The organism is Subsaximicrobium wynnwilliamsii (assembly GCF_007997225.1).
Taxonomy (GTDB): Bacteria; Bacteroidota; Bacteroidia; order Flavobacteriales; family Flavobacteriaceae; genus Psychroserpens; species Psychroserpens wynnwilliamsii.
The window spans coordinates 48,720-70,156 of the sequence record NZ_VORM01000024.1 but is presented as its reverse complement, the minus strand read 5'-3'; the positions used below and the strand labels follow the sequence as shown (position 1 = coordinate 70,156).

The 21,437-nt window shown below is 40.3% G+C and carries 21 protein-coding genes; 8 read left to right on the top strand and 13 right to left on the bottom strand.

Annotated elements, in window-relative coordinates; all coding sequences use genetic code 11:
• Positions 1–1,263: 1,263 nt before the first annotated feature.
• From ESY88_RS16745 to ESY88_RS16730, 4 genes are all read right to left on the bottom strand, one after another.
• Positions 1,264–2,427, bottom strand: a complete 1,164-nt coding sequence (locus tag ESY88_RS16745; protein WP_147087718.1) for an MFS transporter — start codon at positions 2,425–2,427, stop codon at positions 1,264–1,266.
• 298 nt (positions 2,428–2,725) lie between these two features.
• The gene (locus ESY88_RS16740; protein WP_147087717.1) at positions 2,726–3,514 is read right to left on the bottom strand and encodes a TrkA C-terminal domain-containing protein; all 789 of its coding nucleotides are present in this window, start codon (positions 3,512–3,514) and stop codon (positions 2,726–2,728) included.
• A 537-nt stretch (positions 3,515–4,051) separates the two neighbouring features.
• Positions 4,052–4,711 carry a DUF2490 domain-containing protein gene (locus ESY88_RS16735; protein WP_147087715.1) on the bottom strand — a complete coding sequence of 220 codons (660 nt, stop codon included), beginning with the start codon at positions 4,709–4,711 and terminating at the stop codon, positions 4,052–4,054.
• Positions 4,712–4,820: 109 nt separating this feature from the next.
• Positions 4,821–5,261, bottom strand: coding sequence for a PepSY-like domain-containing protein (locus ESY88_RS16730; RefSeq protein WP_189702635.1), 441 nt, complete (start codon positions 5,259–5,261; stop codon positions 4,821–4,823).
• Between the two features lie 172 nt (positions 5,262–5,433).
• Between ESY88_RS16730 and ESY88_RS16725 the strand changes: the two genes are divergently transcribed.
• The 4 genes from ESY88_RS16725 to ESY88_RS16710 all read left to right on the top strand — a co-directional run bounded on the left by ESY88_RS16725 (position 5,434) and on the right by ESY88_RS16710 (position 9,135).
• Entirely contained in the window at positions 5,434–6,108 is a 675-nt protein-coding gene (locus ESY88_RS16725; protein WP_147087711.1) for a response regulator transcription factor, read from the top strand.
• Entirely contained in the window at positions 6,105–7,373 is a 1,269-nt protein-coding gene (locus ESY88_RS16720) for a sensor histidine kinase (protein ID WP_147087709.1), read from the top strand. Before ESY88_RS16725 ends, ESY88_RS16720 begins: the two co-directional genes overlap by 4 nt.
• A gap of 200 nt (positions 7,374–7,573) precedes the next feature.
• Positions 7,574–8,431 (top strand): SdiA-regulated domain-containing protein, encoded by an 858-nt coding sequence (locus ESY88_RS16715; RefSeq protein ID WP_147087708.1) that lies wholly within the window; start codon positions 7,574–7,576, stop codon positions 8,429–8,431.
• Positions 8,431–9,135 (top strand): TVP38/TMEM64 family protein, encoded by a 705-nt coding sequence (locus ESY88_RS16710; protein ID WP_147087706.1) that lies wholly within the window; start codon positions 8,431–8,433, stop codon positions 9,133–9,135. Before ESY88_RS16715 ends, ESY88_RS16710 begins: the two co-directional genes overlap by 1 nt.
• 392 nt (positions 9,136–9,527) lie before the next feature.
• On the opposite strand, the gene ESY88_RS16705 is transcribed toward ESY88_RS16710, so the two are convergent.
• A complete protein-coding gene (locus ESY88_RS16705) occupies positions 9,528–10,496 on the bottom strand; it encodes a Gfo/Idh/MocA family protein (RefSeq protein WP_317128691.1) in 969 nt (322 codons plus the stop codon).
• A gap of 146 nt (positions 10,497–10,642) precedes the next feature.
• Positions 10,643–11,971, bottom strand: coding sequence for a sugar MFS transporter (locus tag ESY88_RS16700; RefSeq protein WP_147087702.1), 1,329 nt, complete (start codon positions 11,969–11,971; stop codon positions 10,643–10,645).
• Positions 11,972–12,838: 867 nt separating this feature from the next.
• Here ESY88_RS16700 and ESY88_RS16695 point away from each other — a divergent pair.
• Positions 12,839–13,348 carry a helix-turn-helix transcriptional regulator gene (locus ESY88_RS16695; protein WP_147087700.1) on the top strand — a complete coding sequence of 170 codons (510 nt, stop codon included), beginning with the start codon at positions 12,839–12,841 and terminating at the stop codon, positions 13,346–13,348.
• An 862-nt stretch (positions 13,349–14,210) separates the two neighbouring features.
• On the opposite strand, the gene ESY88_RS16690 is transcribed toward ESY88_RS16695, so the two are convergent.
• Together ESY88_RS16690 and ESY88_RS16685 are read right to left on the bottom strand one after the other, a co-directional pair.
• The gene (locus tag ESY88_RS16690) at positions 14,211–14,501 is read right to left on the bottom strand and encodes a helix-turn-helix domain-containing protein (protein WP_147087698.1); all 291 of its coding nucleotides are present in this window, start codon (positions 14,499–14,501) and stop codon (positions 14,211–14,213) included.
• A gap of 1 nt (position 14,502) precedes the next feature.
• The gene (locus ESY88_RS16685) at positions 14,503–14,751 is read right to left on the bottom strand and encodes a type II toxin-antitoxin system RelE/ParE family toxin (RefSeq protein WP_189702634.1); all 249 of its coding nucleotides are present in this window, start codon (positions 14,749–14,751) and stop codon (positions 14,503–14,505) included.
• 275 nt (positions 14,752–15,026) lie between these two features.
• Between ESY88_RS16685 and ESY88_RS16680 the strand changes: the two genes are divergently transcribed.
• A complete protein-coding gene (locus tag ESY88_RS16680) occupies positions 15,027–15,209 on the top strand; it encodes a nucleotidyl transferase AbiEii/AbiGii toxin family protein (protein ID WP_223270868.1) in 183 nt (60 codons plus the stop codon).
• A gap of 449 nt (positions 15,210–15,658) precedes the next feature.
• Here ESY88_RS16680 and ESY88_RS16675 read toward each other — a convergent pair whose 3' ends face one another.
• Positions 15,659–17,953 carry a transglycosylase domain-containing protein gene (locus tag ESY88_RS16675; RefSeq protein ID WP_147087697.1) on the bottom strand — a complete coding sequence of 765 codons (2,295 nt, stop codon included), beginning with the start codon at positions 17,951–17,953 and terminating at the stop codon, positions 15,659–15,661.
• A 227-nt stretch (positions 17,954–18,180) separates the two neighbouring features.
• Between ESY88_RS16675 and ESY88_RS16670 the strand changes: the two genes are divergently transcribed.
• Positions 18,181–18,711 carry a lipid-binding SYLF domain-containing protein gene (locus ESY88_RS16670; protein ID WP_147087695.1) on the top strand — a complete coding sequence of 177 codons (531 nt, stop codon included), beginning with the start codon at positions 18,181–18,183 and terminating at the stop codon, positions 18,709–18,711.
• A 182-nt stretch (positions 18,712–18,893) separates the two neighbouring features.
• Here ESY88_RS16670 and ESY88_RS16665 read toward each other — a convergent pair whose 3' ends face one another.
• The 4 genes from ESY88_RS16665 to ESY88_RS16650 form a co-directional block, all read right to left on the bottom strand.
• A complete protein-coding gene (locus ESY88_RS16665; protein ID WP_189702633.1) occupies positions 18,894–19,301 on the bottom strand; it encodes a rhodanese-like domain-containing protein in 408 nt (135 codons plus the stop codon).
• A gap of 4 nt (positions 19,302–19,305) precedes the next feature.
• On the bottom strand, positions 19,306–19,620 hold the full coding sequence (locus tag ESY88_RS16660; RefSeq protein WP_147087693.1) for a rhodanese-like domain-containing protein: 315 nt from the start codon (positions 19,618–19,620) through the stop codon (positions 19,306–19,308).
• Between the two features lie 110 nt (positions 19,621–19,730).
• Entirely contained in the window at positions 19,731–20,339 is a 609-nt protein-coding gene (locus ESY88_RS16655) for a thioredoxin family protein (RefSeq protein WP_147087691.1), read from the bottom strand.
• A 5-nt stretch (positions 20,340–20,344) separates the two neighbouring features.
• Positions 20,345–20,866, bottom strand: coding sequence for a TlpA disulfide reductase family protein (locus ESY88_RS16650; protein ID WP_147087689.1), 522 nt, complete (start codon positions 20,864–20,866; stop codon positions 20,345–20,347).
• Positions 20,867–20,968: 102 nt separating this feature from the next.
• On the opposite strand from ESY88_RS16650, the gene ESY88_RS16645 reads away from it, so the two are divergent.
• Positions 20,969–21,430, top strand: a complete 462-nt coding sequence (locus ESY88_RS16645) for a MarR family winged helix-turn-helix transcriptional regulator (RefSeq protein WP_147087688.1) — start codon at positions 20,969–20,971, stop codon at positions 21,428–21,430.
• Positions 21,431–21,437 lie beyond the last annotated feature (7 nt).

Sequence of the window (21,437 nt, the reverse complement as noted above, 5' to 3'; positions counted from 1 at the left end):
TAAAGCTAGTGGTTTTTTTTCATAATTAAATCATTGATTATCAATTAAATATACGACTTATTTTAATAAAAAACAAACATATTTATCTGAAAATCAGTGATTTAAACCGCTAAATTAATGACATTGAGCGCGAGCGTCCCGCTCGTGCCCACAAGATAATGCCGTCTCCTGTTTTTCTCAAAATTCCATAATGCCTAAATACATTCCTTTATCATCTAAATATAGGCACGTTTCGCCCCGCTAGCGCGAGCGTCCCGCTCGTGCTCGGGTCCCGCTCGTGCCCACAAGATAATGCAGTCTCCTGTTTTTTTCACAATTACACAATGCTTAAATACATTCCTTTATCATCTAAATTCAGGCACGTTCCGCCCCGCTAGCGCGAGCGTCCCGCTCGTGCTCGTGCCCACAAGATAATATCGTCTCCTGTTTTTCTCAAAATTCCATAATGCCTAGATGCAGTCCTTTATCATCTATATTCAGTTACGTTCCGACCCGCTAGCTCCGCTAGCGCGAGCGTCCCGCTCGTGCTCGTGCCCACAAGGTAATGCCGTCTCCTGTTTTTCTCAAAATTCCATAATGCCTAGATACAGTCCTTTATCATCTAAATTCAGGCACGTTTCGACCCGCTAGCTCCGCTAGCGCGAGCGTCCCGCTCGTGCCCGCAAGACAATGTCGTCTCCTGTTTTTCTCATAATTACACAATGCCTAAATGCAGTCCTTTATCATCTATATTCAGTTCAGCTTCATCTTTTGCATTAAACTATAAGCAAAAACTTTCATACCTTTTTCCACGCTGCAATAGCTTATGCGCTCTTCTAAAACCTTGAAATAAACTTTCCGACTTAAAAAATATCTAATCCATACATCCTTGCCCCCGCTAGCGCAAGCGTCCCGCTCGTGCACACAAGATAATGTAAGGGATGGGAAAAACTTTAACTTTTCAAACTGTGAATAAAACTTATAAAGTAGGCTGCGGGTGGGTTACGAAATTTGTATTTTTTACTCATGCTTTTTTTACTAGTGCAAGCCTTTTGCTTTTTCCGTAGGTGTTTTTTTATAGTGGCTCTCATAAAATCCCGAGCACAACCAATGTTCAGCCGCGTCGTACACTTTTTTTGCTTCGGAAAGCATCTCTTCCACTTGAACATCAGAACGCTCAAGTATCGCGCTAACCCTTCCGTTTCAAACTCATATACAAACTGGTTCCGCTTGTGGCCTCATAATCGCATCCTTAATGACTAAATCGAATTTATCTTGCATCTTTTAAATTGTTTTTTTTCTGAAAATAACATGTGCCACGACAATCGCCGCCGAAAAGATGATGCCCAAAGTAGATACTCCATTCCAGCCATAGCGACTCCAAGCGAAAGCGCCTGCAGTAGTTCCGATCGCTCCTCCAACAAAAAAACCGACCATATAAATGGTATTGATACGGTTACGTGCCTCTTGATTTTTGGAGAAAATGATGTTTTGATTGGTAATATGCAAGGCCTGCATGGCCAAATCCACCAAAACCACACCCACAATCAAACCAAAAATCGAGCTTGCCGAAAAATATAGAACCACCCAAGAGATGATCATCAATACGGCGGCGTAGAGAATGATTTTATTTTTACTGAAACGATCGCTAAACTTACCAACCACGGTTGCGGCAACGGCTCCAACGATTCCGAAGAGCCCAAACGCACCGGTCACATCACTACCATAGCCGAAGGAATCTTCCATCAAAAACACCAAAGTGGTCCAAAAGGCACTCAACCCTGCAAAAGACAGTCCGCCGCGAAGCGCCGCCAATCTCACGGAAGGCTCCGTTTTAAAGTAATGGCCTATGGATTTGAGTAGGCTGCCGTAGCTTCCATGGTATTGAGGGGTCAACTTTGGCAGTTTATAATGCAACAGTATAAACAAAAGCAACATCAATCCTGCTGCTGCCCAATACATCACGCGCCAGCCGAAGGCCGCACCTACGAATCCGCTAATCACACGACTTCCCAAAATGCCTATGAGCAAGCCACTCATCACGATGCCAATGGCTCTGCCGCGGTCTTTTTCCGAAGCAAGCTGGGCCGCCATGGGCACAAATAACTGGGGAATGGCGGAAGAAAACCCAATAAAAAAGCTACTGGCAATCAACAACCACACCGACTCTGATAATGCCGCTGCAATGAGCGACAGGATCATGAGCAAAAAATCGTATTTCAAAATCTTCTTGTTCGAAATCTTATCGCCCAAGGGGATGATGAACAAGAGCCCAAAGGCATAACCCAATTGGGTGGATAGCGCCACGTTGCTAATGGCCGACTCACTAACCCCGAACCGTTCTGCCATTTGATGCAATAGCGGTTGATTGTAATACAAATTCGCCACGACCAATCCCGCTGAAATGCTCATGAGATATAGTACTGGGTTTGATAATTGTTGCTTCATTTAAAGTTTGGCCTGGTCTAGGATCATTTTGATTGGTTTCAAGTTTGTTTTAATGATGTCTCGGAAGCTGAAGTTTTTATCCAAACATCTCCTGAACCTTCTAAAATAGGCATTGGCATTTAGAAAAAACGCGCACATTTAATGAAAGCATGCACTCACTCCCTCTCGATGTAAGTAAATTGCAGAAGATTGCTGAAGACAGCGCCACTTAGAGAAACTCACAAGATAAATCTCGGCATTTACTTAGAGATAACACTTGATTTAAGTCAAGCTTGAGGTGATTTTTTTGGATTGTTTTTTAAAGCTCAGTATCGGCATGTTCTTCATCTGCTTCGGACTGATGCTGTGTTTCCTGTCTTTTTTCCTCTTTTTTCATGTAGCGTTGGTGATCCATTTCAGCCTTGAAGCCCTTTTTACGGTTGTAGAGATTCCGAATTCCATTAGACTTGCCGTAGATAGTAATGACATCATCACTCAACAATTTAAAGTCCCCATCTGGAGATCCATAATAACGGTCGTTTTTACGATCCACCCCCAAAATGGTGATGCCTTCCCTCCTCAAATCCAATTCCAATAGGGTTTGATTGCACATCCAATCTTCCGCATCAATGTGTTTTTCACTTATTTTATAGTCATCCTTCAAATGCAAAACCGATGCATAGTCCTGAATGTCTAAATCGGTATAGCGTTTCAGCATGCGATTGATCAATTTAGAAAGTGCGCGATCCACCATGTCGCTTTTAACGGCCCAGGATAAAATCATCATCCCCACCAAAACAATGCCCAATCCGTATAATTTTGAAGACAAGGTATCTGGAAGCACGAAGGTTAGGATCAAAGAAGACATTACCGTAACAATACCTGCATTCCCGATAAGCATTAGATTAAAGATAATTTTTCTTCTTACGGGATGGTTCATGATTTTTTCAGACTCGGAAGTGCTGTATCCCGCACCTGTATAGGCAGAACGGGCTTGAAATCTCGCGATCTGTGTGGATAGCCCGGTATGGACCAATGCTATTGCCGCTATTCTGGTAATGAGGGCAGAAAGGGTTACGACGATGAAAAGGGTTACGGCTGCAATCATTTTAATTGGTTTTATTAACAAGTCAATTTATAAAAAAGAATCTAGATCGCTGCGCTTTTAGAATCTAGAATCTAGATTTGATTCTGATTATAGTTCAAGTCAGAGCGGAGTTCAGAGGGAAACTGATCTGCTTTATCTTACAAAAAGTATTACGACGAGGCAAAGCAGTCTTCAAAGATAATCGAAATGCCTAACAAACAAGTGGGAATTGGATGGGAGAAACTTTGTCCCGCAGATTTCGCGGATTTATGCGGAAAAAAAAGTAGCCCCATTGTGAGGCCTCAAAAATGCCATCCATATAAGAACCTACGTAGCTTTGGAATATCTTAGGAAGGAATTTGGGGTTCCCGCAGATGTCGCAGATTTACGCGGAAAAAAAAAGTAGCCTTGTTGTGAGGCCTTAAAAACACCACCCCTATATGAGCCTTTTTAGCTTTGGAATATCTTAGGAAGGAATTTGGGGTTCCCGAAGATGTCGCAGATTTACGCAGAGCGCATAACTCGATTTAAAATAACGTCAAGATAATATCAATCCACTTACAGCGATACCTCGAAACCCAGTTTAAAAAAAAGCTCATGGGCCGGCACTTGGGTGTAGTTCGCCAAGCGATATTGGGCAGCAAAAGTCATACTGGTTTTTGGAGCGAGGTTTATTCCGAAGGCGATTGAGAAGCGTTGCTCCAATTCCAGTTTTTGGCTGCTTGCCAGTTCAAATAAGCTTTCGGCTTCAGTTTTGAAATGACTTAAAACACTACCTTCCAGTGGGAATTTCAGAGCAAATTCTTGTCGGAACCGGTACTTTGTGGTCGACTTGTAAAACCGTTGCTCAGTTCGGAAGCGATTCTCAAGACGATTCGAAAACATGAGCCATTGATAGGCTTGCATCAATCGAAGTTCATTTTCTTCCGAAGCATCAAACATCGTTTCAAAACGGTATTGCACCCCAAGGCCAATGCTCGAATTCGATGGCAACCTGAAGGTGGAAAAATGCGACAAATCCACCTGTTTGACCTCATAATCACTCCTTGCCGATTTGTAAACGAAGTTTCTATTCTCTATCCCAAAACTGTATTCGTAATGCTGAGTTACCTGATAAGTTAACTCAAACTCAGGCTCAAAAAAAGCTGTAAAACGCTCTTGGGAATGCATCTTTAATAGCCCCACAATTAAAAAGAACAGCAACAAATGAAGTTTCATGAACAAATTTGTGATTTATTAGTTTCCGTTTAAGACATCAAAAAAAAGCCGCCTAAAAGTCAAAATTCAACTTTCAAGACAGCCTCCAATGAATTATATACGGTATGAATTAATCCTTCATTTCGCTTAGAACTTCGCCGTTGGCACTAAAGACCAGGTCAAGTTCTTCGTTCCAACCTTTCTCAAGATCAACCTCATAGGTTTTGGCACCGTTCTCCTCGGTCACTTCTACGGAATCAACTTTATAGTCCGCATACTTCGACTTGAGGACAGACGCTATTGCAGCTGGCAGGTCGGTTTCGGTCAGTTCCATTTCAGATTTCATGACTTTGCCCTCTTTACTGTACCAGAGTTCGTGTTCCATGCGATTCACATCAAACTCTACTTTATAGTTGGCCATATCCATTTCCCATTCTACATCGGTAGCCTGTGGATATTCTTTTTTAAAGGTGTCTGCCAAATTGCTTGGTACCTCATCCATTTTTAAGTCCTGTGCGCTCATTGCTGCTGTGGCAAATATCGCAAGTGTTGCTAATTTTAAACTTCTCATCATTTTGTGTTTTTAATTTGATACAAACTAAAGGCTCAAAACTGTAATAAATTAGGAATCATTTGATTCGTAATTTATTCGATAATTTAAAATCGGATGAGTTATTTTAAAATTGGAATGGTTCCCAATTCTTTTTAGATTTCTGTTATATTGTTATACAAAACTTGACCTTATGAAGATTTTAATCATAGAAGATGAGCCGCAAATGCTTGAAAACATGCGCGAGACCCTGGAGAAGGAACATTATACCGTTGAATCCGCAAGCGATTTCAAGGCTGGACTCAATAAAATTGGGGCTTATGACTATGATTGTATCTTATTGGATATAGGGCTGCCCGATGGCAACGGCCTGGAATTGTTGATAGAACTCAAGCGGCAAGACAAGGCCGATGGCGTAATCATTGTCTCCGCAAAAAACTCATTAGACGATCGCATTGAGGGCCTAAATCTTGGCGCAGACGATTACTTATCAAAACCATTTCACATGGCAGAGCTGCACGCCCGGGTTAAAGCCGTGATAAGACGCCGTAATTTTGAAGGCTCTAATTTTATCGAAATCGGAAATGTGATCATAGACCCAGAAAGCAGAAGTGTTAGCATAGAAGGCCAGACCATTAACCTAAACCGGAAAGAATACGACATCCTTACCTATCTCGTGAGCAACAAAACGAGATTGGTAACCAAAACGGCATTGGCCGAGCATGTTTGGGGCGATTACATTGATCAGGCCGATAGTTTTGATTTCATTTACTCACAGATCAAAAACCTGCGCAAGAAACTCGAAAAAGCCAGCATTTCCATAGAAGCGGTGTACGGGGTAGGCTACAAATTAGATCTGAACGCATGAAGCTACTCAACCATACCTCCAAATACCTTTTATTTTTATTGCTTCCCATTTTGACGGTTTGGGCATTTCTATTTTATTATGCCATGTTGGATGAGATTTATGACAGTCTTGATGATGGGCTCGAAAACCAGAAAATCATCTTGATGCAGCAGATGCTTCGGGACGCTTCCATTTTAGAGCACGCCAATTTTGACGAACACATCTACAGTTTCAGTCGTATTTCTAAAAGCACTCATGAAAATTTCGAGGAAAGCTATCGTGATACGCTCATGTTCATGCACAATGAGAAAGAATTTGAGCCCGTTCGCATCTTTGAAACTGCCATTAAACACGACGATGAGGCTTATTACAAACTAAAAATCATAACCTCAATGGTGGAGGAAGATGACCTCATTGAAAGCTTGGTGTATTATCTTTTGGGACTTTATGCCTTATTGGTGCTCACTATTTTGGTTATGAACAATCTCATCTTGAGAAAAATATGGAAGCCCTTTTATACCCTCATTGGCCAGTTGGGGAAATTTCGCATTGAAAAAAACACGTTTGTGGATATTCCATCAAGTAATATTGAAGAATTCAGCTTACTCAATACCACAATCTCTCAGTTGATCAACAAAGCCAGAAGCAGTTATACAGACCAAAAACAGTTTATAGAAAATGCGTCCCATGAACTTCAAACCCCTTTGGCGATTAGTATCAATAAACTTGAACTGTTTTTAGAACATCAGAATTTAAGTCAAGAACAATCCAAAGATATAGTCACGGTGCTCGATAATTTAGGCCGTCTCACACGCATGAATAAATCGCTGTTGCTACTTTCAAAAATTGAGAATAAGCAATTCGAGGAAGCTACCAAGGTAAATTTCAATACCCTCACAGAAACCATTATCAGTGATTTTGAAGATTTTGCCAAACATAGAAAGGTGCACATAAGTATCGATGCCAAGGCGGAAATCTTCTATCAAATCAATCAAGATCTCGCGACCATCCTGTTATCGAATCTCATCAAAAACGCGCTCATTCACGGCAATAAAAACGAGCATGTGCTCATTGCTATTGAACCCAACACTTGGAGCATAAGCAATAAAGGCGAACAGATGCCTTTAGATGATACCGTGATTTTTTCACGCTTCAAAAAAGCGAGTACCAGCAAAAAATCGACAGGTTTGGGGCTGGCCATATCCAAAGCTATTGCCGATAAATACACACTTAATTTAAGCTATACCTTTACAGATGCCCACAGCTTTACACTTAAATTCTATTAAAAAAGGTTAAAGAATCTTAAAGTTTTGAATTTATAAAGCAATTCCCAAATTGTTTCAGATTTGGGATGCATTTTTGTTGCTGTATTAAATTCCTGATACAGGTGGAAGGCTTCGGAAAACATAAAACGTCGTTTTAAAAATTCAGATTAATCCTGGATTTATCTGAAGGTCTTCCGTAAAAAACTTAAAAGCATTATCAAATGAAAAAACTCAAATACATTCTTATTGCCCTTTTTTCTATGGCAGTCATTGGTGTGGCTGTTGGTCTCAACTGGCAGAATGATCAAAATCCACTGGCCTCTGAAAAAGCCTACAGCATCAACAAAACTTGGGAGATGCCAAAAGCACTCGACGAAATTAGCGGTATTGCTTGGCTGGAAGACGACATAATTGCCAGCGTTCAAGATGAAGATGGGATTATCTTTATTTATGACCTCAGCTCCAATAAAATCATACAGGAGATTGAATTTGCTGATCAGGGCGATTATGAAGGCATCGCCATAAACGATCAAGACGCTTATGTCATGCGAAGTGACGGTGTTGTTTTTGAAATTCTGAATTTTCGCAGTAAAGACAAAAAGGTAAGTCAGTTTAAGACTGATTTTTCTGAAGATCAAAATATGGAAACCTTGTTTTACGATCGAAACACCAAGTCTTTGATCACTACCCCGAAGGACGAAGGATTGAAAAGCGAAGCCAATAAAGGCTTATACCGCATAGCATTGGATACCAAAAAAATGGATTCGAAAGCTTTTATTAACATAGACATGAACGATAGCGCGCTCGAGGAGTTTCAAAATAAGAAGATTGAAAAAACCTTCAACCCTTCCGATCTTGCCATCCACCCAAAAACAGGAAATTATTATATTTTAGAAGGAAAAAACCCTAAATTAATGATCTTAGATCCTAAAGGCAACATTAAAAATGTCTATGTTTTGAATGAAGATGACTTTCCTCAGCCGGAAGGACTCAGTTTTGAATCAGAAGGCAGACTTTACATTTCAAATGAAGCCAGCAAGGGTGCATCAGCAACCATTCTTCAAGTTGATTTTAATTGATGGAAAAAGAAAAAGACAAACAACAGCCCTCAAAATCCAAATGGCCATTATACATCTCACTGCTCGTGGTTGGAGCTTTGGTAGCCTCCTATTATCTAATTGAAGAGGTTCAGCAATTTATAAACAACGCTTGGACGGTATTGACAAGTGATGATGACCAACGCATTACAGCCTGGGTGGATGGATTTGGCTGGTTTGGCCCAATAGTTTTGGTATTGGCCATGATTGTTCAAATGTTTTTATTGGTAATTCCCAGCGTATTACTCATAGTGGTCTCCATATTGGCTTATGGCCCCATTTGGGGAAGCGCGATTGTTTTTGTAGCTGTTTTTGCAGCGTCAACCGTAGGTTATGTTATGGGAAGTTATATTGGTAAAACCTTCGTGCTTAAAATTTTGGGACAAAGCACAAAAAATAAAATTGAAGACTTTATAGAACATTATGGGTTTTGGGCAGTCATAGTTACCAGGCTAAATCCTTTTTTATCCAATGATGCCATTAGTTTTGTGGGCGGCATGCTCAAGATGGGCTACTGGAGGTTTATTGGCGCCACACTTTTAGGCATCGCTCCATTAACCATATTGATTGCAATTATGGGCAAAAGCAACGACACACTAAAAACTGGATTATTGTGGGTGTCTTTGATAAGTCTCGCACTCTTCATAATGTATTACCTATATAATCGGACTAAAAACAAACCCTAAGTATCTAATAATAAGATACTTGCTTGCCTTATGTAAATTTAACGTTAACTCATTGTAAATTTAACGTAAATTTTATATCTTTAGGCTATGAAAAGGTTGAAAACAAATACTTACAAGACTCAAGTTATGAATGGCGGCGCTAAAGTTTCACGCTATGAGAAATTCATTCTCAGCATGAAAGACTACGGCAGAAAATGCCGGTATTTTTATCAACTTACTTTAAAGACCTAAGCGCCTTATGGAGTAGTTCTATTTTGAAGAACTTATATGCCACATAAATATTGAATAAAATTAAACCTGAGGCTTCAGGTTTTTTTTGTGCCTACTCAGCGGTATTTAGATCTATTTCACGAATATTCGCCTAAGCTAAACAGATCAAATGCCCTGAAGCCTTAATTCATTCTGTTTAACATAGACTCCATAATCCATGCGGTATGTACGGCGGTTTTTCCGGTGGAAGGATGTGTTTTTTCTTTGTTGAGATGGGCTGCCATATTTTGAACATGATACTTTTGTACATGTTTCGGATTCGGGATCCACAAGCTCTCTTCCTGATCTCCGGTTCTCAAAATGATATTTTCCTCCTCAAATACTGCGAATGAGATCGTACCCTTAGTTCCAAAGATCTCAACCTTGTCCTGATGTTCTTCAGCTCCAAAATTCCAGCTCCCAGAGCCCGTGATTTTTGCTTCATGCAACCAATATCCAGTCACTGCATCCATGGCCGAGTACAGTTTTTGCTGATTGACGCCAATCCCATTTGCTTCTGAAACTGGCCCAAGCAGATACACAAATAGGTCTAAACCATGAGAAGCCAGATCATCGTAATAGCCTCCACGTGCGATCGATTTATCGGTTCGCCAATTATACCCTTCAGCTAGATCAACATTGCTTGGCGGCTTGGTCAAGTTCCAATTGATGTGTCTTATGTCGCCAATTTCGCCAGCGTCAATCCAAGTCTTGATTTGGTCAAAACGCGGCAATGAGCGTCGGTAGTACGCCACAAACAATGGCAAATTCTTTTTCTCAAAGGCCGCATTGATGCGTACACAGGCTTCATAATTGGGTGCCATGGGTTTTTCGATACAGCAAATCTTGCCCGCTTCCGCCACCTTCAGCGCATAGTCCTCATGTGAATTTGGAGGCGTCGCGATATAAATGGCATCAATGTCTGGATCGTTGATCAAAGCTTCCGCATCACCATAGAATTTTGGCACCTGATGGCGTTTGGCATAATCTTCCGCCTTGGCAACATCGCGCCGCATGACCGCTTTCAGCTCAAAACCTTCCGTATTTTGGTAGGCGGGTCCGCTTTTGACTTCCGTCACGTTACCGCAACCTACAATTCCCCATCTGATCATCTTTTCCATTTTATTTGCTAAATTAAATCCCTCCAGAGGGTTTTATATCCTGAGGCTTGTCTCGAAATACAAAGAACATCTTTCAATTCATAGCTTCTGGGCTCGCCCCAAGTTTATTGATTTCATTTTGTTTTCATTGCACCTTTTTAGCGTTTGACCCGCTTCCAGCTTTTCAGTGTATTCCCCCAAAGCGCAAAAAACAGAATGATGAGATAACACGGGATCAAAATCCAATAGCTACCAGTAGAAGCTGTTGCCAAAGCATCGGCATCATTGATCCCGCTGGCAATCATTTCATTTTTATTCGAATCGACCAATCTCCCGTACAAAGGTGGAATGATCGCGCCACCTGAAATGGCCATAATCAACAAAGCAGACGCTGTTTTGGTATGTCTACCCAGACCATCCAAAGTGAGTGGCCAAATTGCAGGCCAAACCATGGCATTGGCAATTCCTAAAGCTGCAACAAGCAATACTGAAGTATAGCCAGTGGTCAAGAGAATGCACACGCTTAAAATGACACCCAAAATGGCACTGCCTATCAATGCGGTTCGCTGTTTGAGATATTTAGGGATCAAAAAGACACCAAGCGCATAGGTTGCCACCATCGCCATAAGCGTAAAAGTGGTAAAGAATTTGGCCTCATCTCCAGAAATACCAAGTGATATGCCGTAGTTAATGATAGTATCTCCTGCAATGACCTCGGCACCTACATAAACGAACAAGGCGAAAACCCCAAACCATAAATGCGGAAACGAGAAAATACTTTTCTTGGCTCCAGCACCATCAATGGCCAAATCGGCTTCAACCTCAACCGGCTCCACATGCGGTAAGGGTGCTTTTCTAATAAGGATTCCCAAAATGAACAATACCACTGCCATAATCACGTAAGGCACAAAAACACTGTCGGCCATGGTATCTAAAAGCAGCGCTTTTTCGGTTTCCGATGCATCTTTCAATTGATCTTGAACGGCATCGATACCCGATAATAATATCGCACCAAAAATCAAGGAGCCCAATGCGCCCGCCGTTTTATTGGCGATGCCCATAATGGCAATGCGCTTGGCACCGCTTTCAATGGGACCTAAAATGGTGGCATAAGGATTTGCGGCAGTTTGAAGTATGGTCATCCCCATACCTTGGATAAAAATACCCGCCAAAAACACCCAGTACGTGCGCGCTTCGGCTGCAGGAATAAAGACCAAGGCACCAATACCCATGACAAAAAGCCCTAAAGACATGCCTTTTTTATAGCCTATTTTAGTAAGGATATAAGACGCCGGAAGTGCCATGACCACGAAGGAGATGTACGATGCCGAGGCTACGAGATACGATTGCGCATCGCTAAGCTCGTTGATGGTTTTCATAAAGGGGATGAGCGCACCATTGATCCAAGTCACAAAACCAAAGATGAAAAACAGGCCTGCAATGATTAGAATAGGAACTAAATTGTTTTTTGAGTTACTCGTTGTCATAAGTTTTTTTGGTTGAATTTTATTCATGCCTAAAGTCAGACCGCATCCTGATATCCATTTAGGTAAGACTTGGCGGCAATTCCTATTGCTTTTTGGTACGCTCTAAATTAAGGGTTGTATCGTTTGTTCTATAGTACGCTATCAAAAGCCTCGGTTTTAATGTCTTCTTATTGCTCCATGACCGTAGGACCCGAAAGCATTTAGGACGCTTAGAGCAACCTCGCTAGCTTCACAAAGAAACTTGATTGCGCTAAGCAATGCACAATTTAAACAATTATTTTACTTTGTTGTTAAAATTATAATTCTGGGAAGAGGATAATCAAAGTATCCTAGGTTTGGAAACGCTCTAATCTTGTTAAAAATTTAAACGACTAGCGCTTTTAAAAAAATTATCGGACGCTTTCGATCTTGAAATATCTAAACTAAAAATCAGCAAACGATTTTGTTCTTCGCTCCATCGTGAAATTCTATAAAACTCAAATTTTCAATGCTTTAAACTAAAAATTCAATCGATTGAAACGAGACTAACCTCAGCTTAAATTTTGAATAATCCATGAAATTCCAATAAATTATATTCAACTCGATTTGTGTGAAATGCTAACCTAGACTTATAATTTAAAATTCGATTGAAAATATACCGAAGAGACCATTGCAGAAGTGACAGGCGCCCAAAAGGCAAAATGGATTATGCGTTCCACAACCGCGGAACGTTGCAAAACAGCGACATAAAGTATCTTCTTATACGCAACTAAAATCGTATTACCAGAAGTTCCATTCTATTGATAGCACCGTTAAAATTATTTCTTTTAAGTAAACAAATATGTTTACTAATTGGTTGTTGTGTGTCTTTGAAAAAAATTCATATTAATGTTACCAGAATTAGCTAAAGTCAAAGGTGTGCATCCGGGTGCTATCCTAAAAAGGGAACTAAAAGCTCAAAGCTTGAAAGGTATTGAATTAGCCACTTCTATTGGTGAGCACAAACAAACCATTAGTGCACTTCTCAATAAAAGAAGGGATATCAACCCAAAGCTATCCATAAAGCTTTCTAAACACTTTAATGTAGAGGAAGATTATTTTATGCTATTACAGGCTAGCCATGACGTAAAAAAGGCCTCTCAATCTGAACTAAAAAAAACACCAAATATCAAGACTTTCAGAGCAGTGATTTTTTGGGATACAACTATTGATAAAATTGACTGGAATAAAAATAAAAAGGCAATTATCAAAAGAATTTTAGAGCGAGGTAATACAAATGAAATCATTTCATTTTATGGCAAGAAGACAATCTCAAATGCAGTCAAATCAATTGAGACGCGCCATATGCCCGCTTTTGAACAAAATCTCATCAAACATAACGTGTTTGTGATCGAGTAGATAAGGGGAATTTCGCCCCAAGCCTCTCACAGCACCATGCTTGAAAGTCTCCCCTCACACGGCTCTTCTAATTTGCAACAAATATAAGCTCATCCTCTTTCAAGTTGGCAAACTGTATTCCAAATTAGCTAAGCCCTTCGCTCCATTTCCATTACAGTCCCGATAGCTATCGGGATCGTCACTACTACGGCTTAGACTGCCACTGCATACACTATCGGTATTTTGCCTCTGGGGTGTACCCATTGAGCATTTCCCTTATCTTTTATATGCAGCTTACCAAGTTCCGTAAATAAGCCCGAATAAAGTTCTTGCCATCTAATGACGCCAGCCTTACCGAAAATAAATAGGCACTCTCTGTAATTAATGTTATCTTTAACATTACTTTTCGCTCCTTACAGCCATCCACGCCAGCTGGCTCGATCGCTAAAAATGTCCGCAGGACATTTTCTTTACGCTCCGCCCAGTAGCTTTCGACTGGAGGCAGCAACTTCTCGACACCTCTTCAATGGTTCTCCGCCTCAGACGGATCAACTCCCCTGCCTGCCGGCAGGCAGGTTTATTCATACCTGCCAACCTCATGGATTGGATTCTCCTAAACGCTCAATACCATTGCTCTTTACAACAGCACCTTTGGGTGGTTTAGAGCCATCGCCTATACAACGACTCTGATCGACCTACCATCATCTTATCTACAGCATGCAGCCAGTTTAATGCCGTGGCTACTTCTTGGCACACTATGATTAGTTGCGTGTTTAAGCACGTAATTTAGCAAATAAAAACCGAATAGAAAATCCGCGAGGAGTTTCGTAAGTAGTCTATAACCAATTGATTATACACGGTGCTGCCAACTGTACTTTTTATTTTAGGCTATTTCAATATTCAGGTGCTTGCCAAGTCCTAACTCAATCAGCTTGTAATAAGTCGATATCTGAATATCACTCAATCCACGTTCAATTCGTGATATGTAGCTTTTTTTCGTTCCAGTTCTTTCGGCAAGTTCTTCTTGTGTTAAGTTCGCTTCTTTACGAGCTTCTTTTAACATAATACCTAATCGAAAAGCAAGAGAGTCAGCGTCATATTTGTTACGCTTTTCAGTTCCTTTTTTTCCGTATGTTCCTATGAGGATATCCTCAAAATCAGTTACATTTTTCATATCAGCCATTTTTGTCTTTTAAATATTCCTTTTTCAGTTTCTCCGCAAGTTTAATTTCTTTTCTTGGTGTCTTTTGAGTTTTCTTTACAAAGCAATTTGCAAGAACAACTAAATTTCCATCATCGAAAAAGCACAAAATTCTTATGCTCTTAAAGGTCGTAATCACACGCACTTCATAAATTCCCTCTGTGTTTTCGAGGTACTTAAAGAATTTTTTCGGGACTTGTCTTTCAAATCGAACAAAGTCCAAAACGTATCCTATCTTTTTCTCGAACTTTTTCGTCTTGAGCTTTATAAAAGTCAGAGAAATATTCTTTGTATGCTATTACTTTCCTTATCACTTGACAAAGTTAACTAATTAGTGTACAAATTCCAATTAAACTTACAAGATTTGGTCAGATTTCCCGTATTGTTGGCAACTTAATATAAGCCCAGTGATTTTACATTTAAAAACGCTTTCTAACTTGCTTTGGGATGCTCTAAAAAAGTTAATGACGCTCAAAAGAATTTGATTCCTTTAGACTTGTGGGCGGTACTTCATTGAGTCTTCAGTTAGGACATAGAACCTCAATTGATATCGATCTATTTACCGACTCGGAATATGGCAGTGTTGATTTTGCTAAACTTGAAACTATTTTGACAGAGACATTCTCTTATGTCGAGTCATCTTCAGTTCGAGCTGTTTTAAAGGAAAGGATTGGGAAATAATAAAGTTGGATGTTGAAGGAAAAGTAATATCCTTTAAAGACCATGGAAACTGATTGATTTTTATCGACATTTAAAACAGTTCACGATTACAACGCTACAACCTGTTGCAAATTCAGCGATTATTGGAGTTCTCCAAGTGCCTGATAATGATGCAACACCATTGTCTAAAATTCAGCCAATCCATTAAATAAAAAAAGGAGTAGCTCAAAAACCGAGAAGCTGTTGACGTAAAGTACCAATAATGGCAATGAAAATCTCCCGTAATACTCGCAAAACAGGTAGAAGGTACATGGCTCAAAAAGGAAAGTCTGTTGCCGAAGAACACTAACAGCCGCACTGGAAATCGCGACAAAGCACCATCGGGATAAACGTTCAAACCAAACCTGCTTTCGTATAGCAAGTTCGTGCAATTGGTGTAATTCGTGTCCTAAACCACCTCAACCCTCGTCTTAGTCCTTCTTCTTCAAAAAAGAGAAAAACCCCTTATCCTCATCCTTTTTATCGGCTTCATCAAATTCCTTTTGGTCTCGCTCTTTGGTAAACAGCCGTTTCAAAAAACCATCGCGTTTTTCGGGATCACAATCTAGGGCAGCTATAACCGCTTCGGAAGGATTTTCAAACTTGGCCTGAGTAATCGCGTTGAATTTTGAATCGCCGTTCATCTGCTTCAGAAACAAAGCCACCATTGGCAATGCGGAATTGGCGCCTTGACCCAATCCTGTGCTTTTAAACCCAATTCGATGCTCATCGTTACCAACCCAGGTGGCCATGACCAAATTGGGGCTCACCCCTACAAACCAACCGTCCTTATTATTCTGGGTGGTGCCTGTTTTTCCTGCGAGGTCGTTTTGGAGTCCGTAAGTGGAGCGCAAGCGTTGCGCAGTGCCTTTATTGACGGTTGCCTTCATCATCTCGACCATAATCTGCCGGGTCTCTTCAGAAAATGCTTCTGGTAAGGCGGCTTTCGCTTCTGGCGCATAGATGATGTTTCCGTTTTTATCTTTAATCTTTGTAATGTAAAATGGCACGGAAGCCCTTCCATTATTGACATAACTTGTATATGCGGAAGCTAATTCAAGCAGTGATAATTCCGCAGTTCCTAGAGCCAGGGAAGGTACTTTTGGCAATTCTGAACTAATTCCCATTTTTTCAGCCTGCGCAATCGTCTTGGCAATCCCAACTTCTTCCAAAACCTTAACCGCAATGGTATTTACTGAATTACTCAAGCCATATTCCAGCGAATAATTGAGATGTTCATCGGTTTCTGCAGTACCACTATTTGTGGGTTTCCAGTCTTTTTCGTTGGTATAGGTCATCGCTTTTACTGGCAAATAGGAGCAAGCGTCCATCCCGTTTTCAATCGCTGCGGTGTAAACAATGGGCTTAAATGTAGAGCCTACTTGGCGTTTGGCCTTATACACATGGTCATATTTATAATACTCATAATCGATCCCACCAATATACGCTTTGATGGCACCAGTTTGCGGTTGAAGCGCTATAAAGCCGGTGTTCAAAAATTGCAAACCATGCTTGATGCTGTCTATTACAGTGCAATTCACAATAGTGTCGCCTTCCCATCGAAATAATTTGTACTGCCCTTTGGTATTGAGCGAATCCATGATTTTTGCTTCGGAATATTTCTGCTTTTTCAAAGCTTTATACAAATCCAATTCCTGGATGCGACTCGTGACTAAATCTTCGTTTTTCAACCAGGGTGCATTTGATCCGTAGCTGTCTTCAAACTGTTTTTGGAGTTTTTCGAGGTGTTGCTGCATGGCATTTTCAGCATAGCGCTGCATGTCAATATCCAAAGTGGTTTGGATCTTGAGACCGTCCTTGTATAAATCATAGGTTTTACCGCCCGGCCCTTTGATGCTGTCTAAAATCTTAACCACATCCAAGCGTACTTTTTCCCGAAAATAAGCTGCCATCCCATCATCATGCTTAAAAATACGGTAATTGATTTCTAAAGGTTCTGAATTTGTTTTTTTCTGAAGTGTTTCGTCAATATAGCCATTGACCGCCATCTGCTGAAGCACCACGTCACGTCTCAATTGGCTGCGTTCTGGAAATAATCGCGGATTGTAACTGTGAGAGGCTTTCAAGCTGCCTACCAAAGTTGCGGCTTGGGAAAGACTTAAATTCCTGGTACTGGTGCTAAAAAATTTCTGGGAAGTACTTTCAATTCCGAAGGTGTTCTCGCTGAAAGGCACCGTATTCAAGTAAAGTGTCAGGATGTCTTTTTTTGAGTATACCGCTTCAATCCGTTTGGCCACAATCATCTCCTTGATTTTGTTCACTGGCATGGTAAACCAGCCGTGGGAAGGCCTTCCGTAGAGATTTTTGACCAATTGCTGACTAATGGTGCTCCCGCCACCTGCAGAATCATCCTGCAACAAAATGGACTTGAACAAAACCCGAAACAAACTGGTATAATCCACACCGCCATGCTCGTAGAAACGCGCATCTTCCGTAGCGACCAAGGCATTGACCAAATGTTTAGGCAAGTCCTCATAATGCACCATTTGCCTATCAAATATAAAGTACTTGCCCAAGAGTTTCTCGTTGGCATCTAGCAAAATGCTGGCTTCGGCTTGCTTGATGTCCGCTAGATTTTCCTTGGAAGGCAACTTGCCCCAAAGTCCAACATAGACCGAGAACCAAAACAACAACAGTAATAAGAATCCAGACCCAATAATCCCGAAGAACCATTTGAGCCAAGAGCGCTTTAATTTGAATTTCATTTTTACTTTTTTAGACCTGATTTTATATACGAACGAAAATAGCTTAGCGATGTTTCACAAAGCTCATAAATCCAAAAGTTATAGAGCCATTTTGAGCGCGTTAAATCTTCATGAAAGCTGTTAAATTACTCACAAAAAAGGAATTACGTTAGTTTTTGATTGAATAGGACAATCTTGATCATGGCAAAACCATCACATTTACAGCATAATAATTAATCTATATAACTATGAAAACTTTAAAAACAATACTTGCACTTGGCATCCTATTTATAAGCTTCGGCGCAATGGCACAAAATGATGACGATAAACGCATTATGGCCGATGCTGAAAATGCCAAAACAACCATGATGGCAGCAGATGCATCTCTAGGTGATTTCTTTAACAACTCGGCGGGATACGTGATTTTTCCTAATGTTGGGAAGGGCGGATTTATTATAGGTGCAGCTGCAGGTAACGGTGTGCTTTACGAAAACGGAACCGCACAAGGCATGGCAAAACTCAAAAAATTAAGCGTAGGCCTTCAAGCTGGTGGCCAGGCGATTAGTGAAATCATATTTTTCGAAAATGAGGCAGCCTTAAATAGCTTTAAGGATGGCGATTTTGAATTCGCTGCCGGCATTTCTGCGGTAGTACTGAAAACGGGAAAAGCTGAAACCGCTCAATATAAAGAGGGTGTTGCTGTATTTGCATTACCTAAAGCGGGCTTAATGGCTGAAGCTTCCGTTGGAGGACAAAAATTCAGTTACGATTCTTTCTAAATGTAAGCTCTTAATTAGCTAAATAAAAGCCACGAAGTATGAATTTAAATTCATACTTCGTGGCTTTTTTATGTTTTAATCTCAGGGCTTTCGCAGATTTGACTTTAAGGAAAAGGCAGTGCGTTTAAGAATCGATTTTCCTCTTATAATAAAAATTACTTACTCCTATTTACATTAAACTCTTATTTGATTATCTCCACGTCCAATTCTTCAAACTGCCATTGGGTAATGCCGCCATCGAGATCATAGATCTTAACGAAGCCAGCTTCCGCCATCTTTTTGGCACATTTGGAGCTTCTCCCCCCTTCTTTACAATACAAAATCACTGGTTTGTTTTTGTCCAATTTCAGGATGTCCTCCTCAAAAGTAGAGGACCTATAGTCAATGTTCTGTGCTCCTTTTATAAAACCGGTCTTAAATTCTTCAGGAGATCTTACATCTACCAGTTGCACATCCTCCATTTCCAAAAGCGACTGCATTTCTTCAGTAGTGACCACTTTAACTTCCGAAGATCTATTGGAGGTGCAGCTTATGCCCAATGCCACAAACAGTAAGCACATTACGTAAATAAGATGTTTTTGTGCGCTCATAATATTATTTATTTTCGATGGGACCTGCCCATTCATTTATACCACCCATAAGGTTAAAAGCGCTCTCAAAACCCAATTGGTTCATGATCGTACAGGCTTGACCACTACGGTTGCCAGAACGACAATAGACAAGATAAGTCTGGTTTTTATCTAATTTTTCCAATTCGTCAAGAAAACCTTGTCCCTTATGGATATCGATGTGCAAAGCATTGGGGATGCTACCCTCATCTACTTCTTCTTGCGTTCTTACATCTAAAATGACTGCATCGGGATTGCTCTCCAATTGGCTAGTCCATTCGTTCTGAGTTAAATCTGCCATAATTAATAGTGCTTATATCGTTTTGCAAATTTAACATTTCTTTAGCAAATAGACGAAGAAAAACCCAAAGTGTTACACAATGGGTTTATTAAAGTTAATAAGTCAAAGCCTTAGGCCTTTATAGAGCAGCCAATGGCACGTGTTTTTTGCTCTGGGACTTCAGTTCCATCAAGCAAGGCATTCACAGCATCTTCTACATAGCGCTTATTCACTGCTTGTTCATCTTGGTAATTATCATCAATGGCTCCCATGTACTTGACAACCCCTCCCTTATTGGTCTTTTCTAGCACATAAACTTCTGGCGTTTTACTGGCGCCGTATTGCGGATAAATCTTTTGGCCTTCATCCATTAAATAAGGAAACGTAAAGCCTTTTGCTTTTGCACGCGCTTTCATGGCTTTCATACTATCTCCAGGTTTTATCTCTGGATTGTTTGGCATGATTGCAATCACCGGATATCCCTTATCTGCAAAGGTTTTATCTAAAGCAATGATGCGATCCTCGTATGCAACCGCATAAGGGCAAGTATTGCATGTGAAAATAATGATAAAGCCTTCTGCATCTGGATAGTCGGCCATGGACAGCATTTTCCCATCCACATTTTCCAATTTGAAATCTGTGGCAACGTCACCAATGTTGTAACCCTTTTGTGCGTTGGAAACACCGAAACACATTAAGATGAATGCGAGCGTTAGAATAAGTTGTGATGTTTTTTTCATGAGATTTATTTTAAAAATGGTTTTACTGCGGTTTGCAATTGATCATAATCAAAAGATTGCTCGTAAAATGTGCGCTTTTGATCATTATAAATTAGTGTTGCTGGTATGGCGCCAGTCCAGTTTTTATCTACTTTAGGTATCCACGAATTGCTGTCGGGATCGTTAAGTGCCACAACCTTAGACTTGATGCCATTCGAACTAATATACGGTTTTAATCTAAAATCGTACTGATTGGGGAAATCCAAACTTACCAAAATGACCTTGACATTCTTGTCGGCATACTGGGCATTGAGTTGCTCAAAATGCGGGAGTTCCTTTATACAGGGTGCACACCAAGTCGCCCAAAAATTGATGACGTAGGTATAGTTATCCTTTTTATGAAGTAAACTCTCAAATTCCTCGAAATCATAGACTTCTAAAGCATCCCCTACTGGATTTTCAATAGGAGCAGTTAAGGCGACCTCAGGTTTTTGAGTGTTTTTGCAGCAAACACAAGTGACTAGGATAAGAAGGAATAGGTATCGCATGAACTAAAAATAAGTATGTAAACAATACTGTAAATATATTTAACAAAATATTAAGCTGGATTACAAAAATACCTTTTACATTTGTATATACAACAATTGTACATGAAAGATTTAAATATCCGATTGAAAACCGTTTCAGAACTGTCTGTTTCAAAGCAAGCTGTGATCAATGTATTCTTGACCCATACCATGTTCAAAACAAAACTTTTGGATGTGCTCAAACCTCATGATCTTTCTATTGAACAGTTTAATGTGTTGCGCATCTTGAGAGGTCAAAAAGGGAAGCCGCTTAATCTGCAAGATGTGCAAGATCGCATGGTTAGCAAAATGAGCAACACCACGCGACTCATAGACAAATTGATTTTAAAAGAATTTGTAAATCGTGACGAATGTCCCGAAAATCGGAGAAAAATAGAACTATTGATCAGTTCTGAAGGCCTCAAGAAACTCGAGGAAATCGACACGCTAGTTGATCAAACCGAAACCCAAATGACCTCGAACTTAACTAAAACCGAATTGAAACAATTAAACTTTTTACTAACGAAGCTTGCAACAACAGCTTAAAAACGAA